The following is a 5305-nucleotide window of genomic DNA, read 5'->3' on the forward strand; positions in this document are numbered from 1 at the left end:
GGGCGTCTTCCCCAATCCCGAAGCGCTGCTGCGGCTGGCCGGTGCGGTGCTGGTCGAGGCCCACGACGAGTGGCAGGTCTCCGACCGTCGCTACCTCTCCGAAGGCTCCATGGCCCTGCTGAAGCGGCCCGAGCCGGTCGAGGAGGTGGCGCAGCCGGCCCTGATCGCGTCATAGTCACCACACCGCTGACCAGCACGGTGAGGACTACTTCCACCACTCAGCGGGACGTCACCCGTGCTTCACGTTATGGGGACTTGTTCCCCGCCTCCTACAACCCTGCGAAGTTGCTTTCCAGACTACGTTGGACAAGCTCTCAAGGTTTTATGAGCACCCGCCATCTAGGGAGTCGCATGATTAACTCGAAGACTTCAGCGCCGCCCCACCATAGACCTTCTTTCTTCCGCGACTACGGTGAGGAAGTTCGAACCGCGACACCATGAATCGAGGCTCAAATTCTCAACGAACTTCTCGCCTTCGCGAGAAAGCCTGGGACCCTCAATATGGTAACGCGCGGACAACGCCGCAGGAACGATCTCAAGTTGCCCCCAGTTTCGCCTAGCAAGACCTCGTAAACGGCGATTTAGTTCGTCCCCGTGTTGACCCAGCACGTATAGTTCGACTAAAGAGAAGACGAGAGGCAGTAGCGTGGCATAAACTAGACATCTTCACCTTTAGTCCGCGGTCCAAAGCAGCGCAGGCCTATGACAAGTTGATCCGTGAGCTCTTTCTGCCGGAGGAGGTGGCTAGCCAGGCATGAGCAAGAAGCTCGATATCGCTGGTGTCCAGAATGAGCTCGCAGGTGGGTCGGCATTCTTTTCAAGCTATGGCAACCAACAGGAACGTTCGGCGGCGACAACCCGGCCACCAGCACCAGCCACAATATCGTCGACAGACAACCCCGTACGCCCGTCCGGGCGTACGCCCGTACTCCCCGTACGGGGAAGACGAACAATGCGGCGGCACCCCTTCGAGATTTACGACGACCAGTACCAGACCTTAAGAAGTCTCGCCCTTGAGGAGAAGTTGCAGGGTGGCCTTGGCAGTATGTCCGCAATGGTCCGGGGAAGCAATTGATGTCTACCTGGGGAAGCGGCGCACGAAGTAGTCGGAGCTAACCCCGTTCGCCCGTACGGGCGGACGGGGTATTCCTAGTGTCGTGGCTTCTTTTTCCGATGTGCGTAGTGCACGGACACGTCACCACGTAACGCCCATAGTCCGGTCCTTCGGCCAAGCATCATGGGTCGATACCAGCGCCGCTGGCCGGAGAGAATCTCCGCAAGAAACGTTTCGCCTTCCATTGTGCGGGTGCGGAATGCCAGCTCCCCCGTGTGAGATCTCTCTAGGTAAGCAATCGTTCCGAACACCTGCAGACAGGCCTGCTCGGTCACCGCACGGTTGTCAGGCTCATGCCACGGCGTGATCGGCCGTGTCTGGTCGTCGGTGTCGACGACCCGGAAGCGGACAGCTGGCAGCCCGAAAAGGGCCATGCGGGCTTTCTCAGTATCCAGGCCGTCCCGGATGAACCAGCAAACCCGTGCGCCCTTGGCTTCGCGCTGAGCCGTGCGCTTGCGAAACTGTGTCGGCCGTAGCTGCACCTCCAGGCAGAACGAGCACTCTTGGACGAAAACGTCGGCTCTGGTTGGCAGGTGTTCAGGTGTCGCGGTGTATCCGAGACTCGTCACGAGACGGCTGAGATACAGCTGCATCCACTCATGCTCTGCGCTCGGCGGACCACCGCCGTGAGCGTCGGGGACCCAGTGATCGCATGAAGCGCCCACGGACTTGAACTTGAAGATCCGGGGGTTGTACTGGTTATGCAGGTTCTCGTAGGAGATCAGCTCAACGTCGCAACCAGGCTCGGGGCAGACCAGTGGCGGACGTGGCTGCTGCCGTACCAGGGCCCAGTCATCAGGATCGCCGACCCAGAGGGGCGTAGACCTCGGCTGGTGACGTAACTGGGCATGCCGCTTGCGTTCCGGGTGACTGCAAGCCTCGGTACTCCACACCTCAGCCTCCTGAGGACCGCGGCTCGTAGGAAACATTACTCGAACGGATGTACGACACCGGGGCTGTACTGGAGTAGACCCCTCCTGTGCCTGTCATCGTCCGCCTGCTCAAGGAGCATCGCTACGACCCACCTCGCCCGGTGTGGGTCGAGCACGGCGGCCAGTGGTGGCCGGGCTTCCGGCAAGCATGGCGCCTCTGTGACGACCGCGGCTGGATGGCTGACGCGGAGTACTTCGTCCAGCCCGAGTGGGGCATGGGCAAGCACCTGCAGTGCGTGCCTCCAGAGCGTCTCCGCGTTGACGAGGACGCGAGCTAGCCTTGTTGTGCCGCGGCTTCTTCCCGTCGAGCTGGTGCAGGACACAGCTCGTCCCGTGAACATCAACTCAGGGAGGAGCAGCAGTCATAGGCGTCGACAACCGGCTCACCGCCGATCAACTCTCCGCTCTGACACCGGGTGACACCGTGACCATCGAGTCCGGTGCGGAGTTTGGCCGGCGGAAGTACCGCAGCGGCCAGGTAGTGCGGCTCGATCTGTCCTACGTTGTCGTGAAGGCGAGCGGTCCCAGGGACGGGACGTTCATTGAGCGCTACGGCCGACGGGACGGTGTCCGTGTTGGCGGTGTCAACCGCGCCGAGCTCGTCAGCGCTGATCCGTCACAGACAAACCTTCCAGTAGCCCGGTGCCGTACTCAGCACATCGACAGTCTGTTCCGGGAGTGGTCGAGGAACCGGACGGACACAGATAGGCTCCGCCGGTTACACGCTGCGATCAGCGAGTGCTTAGAAGAGGCTGACCGGTAGACCCAAGTACCCTTCGTTGCCTCCGCCCTCCCTGCGCCGGAGGACCCAGGGAGTGATCGGCAAGCGAAACCCGCACCTGCCCATGCCCCGAATGGTCCCGGCACACCCGCACGCTATCCCCATACCTACGCCGCGCGAAGGCTCCGACAACGAGCCAAGGAATCAAGCTGGGCGGAGTCCCGCAGGCCAGTGCACGCAGCAAGGGCCTGACAGGCTACAGGAAGCGGCATATGGTGCATCCTACCGTCGCCTCCGGGAGGTCAATGATGGTGTGGGCTTTGATGGCGCCCAACACGGATTTTGATGCGGGCGCCAGGCGAGCGGAGGAACGCCGCAAACAAGGCCAGGAGTCGGACGACAGGGTGAAGGAGAAGCCAATCGCATTCCTCTCCTACGTCAGGGATGATGCGTCACTTGTTGACCGACTCGAGGCCGACTTAGAGTTGGCGTCCATCACGGTATGGCGGGATAGTAACTGGCTCGAGCCGGGGGACCGCTGGAAGCAAAAAATCAGGGAGGCCATCTCGACGCGGGCGGTGGGCATCGTTGCTTGCTTTTCGGAAGCGAGCGAACAAAAGGATCGCACTTACATGAGGGAGGAGATCCTCCTCGCCGTCGAAGAGATGCGACAGCGCCCCCGCGACTGGAGATGGTTTATACCTGTGAAGTTGACCCCGTGCAAGATTCCGGATCTCAGCATCGGCGCCGGGGAGACCTTGGAGGACATCCACTACGTTGCACTATACGAAGATTGGGCGCAGGGAGTCTCAAAAATTGCGAAGGTGATCTGGACTGAGGCGGAAAGGAGGGGATCCGCTTTTTAAAGCTTGCCTTGCGTCGCGAGCTTCATGTAGAAGGCTCCTAGCCGGCACGAATGATGGTTGCGTAAAGAGTAGGGTGGAGGACTCGTAGTTCAGAGAATCGACGTCGTGCTCCCTCGGACGCCAACGCTTCGCCGACGAGGCAGTCCACCCCCCCGTGGGCTGGCGGCGCGCGTCCAGCGAAGGCGCAGCGCGGAGACGCTGACCTTGGGCGGTACATCTGCGGGCGTGTCAGCTTACAGCGTCTGGAGGCTCGACAGCCGCTGCAGCGGCCAAATAACTGTGACGCCTATACTCCGCATTGAAGTACGAAATCCAGGTCAGCACTCGGCTGTACCGCAGGGCCACAGCGCGCTGGTGATCACTTCTGCTCCAACTGCCGCTGGAGGACTACGGCCTCAGCCTCAGCACGCGGCAGTCTGCGCTCCAACTCCGACCGCGACTCCAGCGCCCGGCTGGGCCGGCACCGCTGGGGCGTTGAGCGCACCCTCGTCTGCGTCACCGGGCCACGGCGTTGCGGTTGAGTCCTTCCGAAGGCAGGTGTGGCCCGGCAAGTACATGGATGACGCAATAGACCATTGCCCAGATACAGTCCGTGTTTGACGCGCGCCACCATTTCGCGGATACGCGGCCGTCTAAGCCGACGGGCCCTCCTAATGCCTACGGTTCCGATCCTCGTCGTCTAGAGCAGGGGGATCCCATGCGGCGTCAGCCCTTCGTCCTCGGCGCGGCCCTCGCCGCCGTCCTCGTCACGGCGAGCCCCGCCGGGGCCATCGTCTATGGGGAGCCGGACGGCAACCGTCATCCCGGGGTCGGCGCCATGCTCTATGACTGGGACCCTGAGAACCCCGGCCCGGACATCGTCTGCAGCGGCACCCTGATCGCTCCACAGGTCTTTCTGACCGCGGCGCACTGCACGACCGGACTGGAGGAGGCGGACGTCTGGGTCACGTTCGCTCCGGAGTACGACGACAGCGCGCCGGACGCGACCGGCGCCATCTCCGGCACCCCCGTTTCGCACCCCGACTTCGGCACCGGGGGACAGGCCGATCCTCACGACATCGCCGTCATCCTGCTGGACTCGGCACCGGCCGGGATTACACCGGCGCAGTTGCCCACCCTTGGGCAGCTCGACGAGCTGCACGCCCAACAGCAGCTCGACGACCAGACGTTCACTGCGGTCGGCTACGGCTCGGTGCGCGAGACGAACACAGGTGGCCCCCAGGCGATCACCCCGCCCGACGGGATCCGTCGGTTTGCCCTTCAAACGGCACTGTCGCTGCACAGGCAGTGGCTGACCCTCTCGATGAACTCGGCTACCGGAAACGGCGGCACCTGCTATGGGGATTCGGGCGGCCCGCACTTCCTCGGCGGCGCGGACAGCCACCGGCTGGTCAGCCTCACGGTCACCGGCGACGCGGTGTGCAAGGCCACGGACAAGACCTATCGACTCGATACCGCGTCGGCTCGGGACTTCCTGGACGACTTCGTTCCACTTCCCTAGCGTCCGCTGCGGCGGCCGCCCTCTGAATGTCGTCACGTACGCCTGGGGACTGCCCCCAGTCCGGTTGACTCGTTCCGGTAGGGGTTAGGCCGCTGCTGCGGCGTGGGTGAGTGTCTCGTACTCGACGGGCGTGAGTCGGCCGAGTCGGCGTTGCCGGCGGCGGCGGTGATA

3 protein-coding genes and 1 pseudogene are annotated in these 5305 nt (G+C 63.0%); 3 read left to right on the forward strand and 1 reads right to left on the reverse strand.

Going from position 1 to position 5305, the window contains the following annotated elements; translation table 11 throughout:
- A pseudogene (locus tag ACI78Z_RS24760) lies at positions 1–175 on the forward strand (IS256 family transposase); the annotation flags it as partial.
- A gap of 974 nt (positions 176–1149) precedes the next feature.
- On the opposite strand, the gene ACI78Z_RS24765 reads toward ACI78Z_RS24760, so the two are convergent.
- Positions 1150–2007 carry a hypothetical protein gene (locus ACI78Z_RS24765; RefSeq protein ID WP_457039192.1) on the reverse strand — a complete coding sequence of 286 codons (858 nt, stop codon included), beginning with the start codon at positions 2005–2007 and terminating at the stop codon, positions 1150–1152.
- Positions 2008–3171: 1164 nt separating this feature from the next.
- Between ACI78Z_RS24765 and ACI78Z_RS24770 the strand changes: the two genes are divergently transcribed.
- A complete protein-coding gene (locus ACI78Z_RS24770) occupies positions 3172–3633 on the forward strand; it encodes a toll/interleukin-1 receptor domain-containing protein (RefSeq protein WP_457039193.1) in 462 nt (153 codons plus the stop codon).
- Between the two features lie 697 nt (positions 3634–4330).
- On the forward strand, positions 4331–5134 hold the full coding sequence (locus tag ACI78Z_RS24775; protein WP_457039194.1) for a S1 family peptidase: 804 nt from the start codon (positions 4331–4333) through the stop codon (positions 5132–5134).
- The last annotated feature ends 171 nt before the right edge of the window (positions 5135–5305 follow it).

Source organism: Geodermatophilus sp. SYSU D01176, assembly GCF_054050015.1.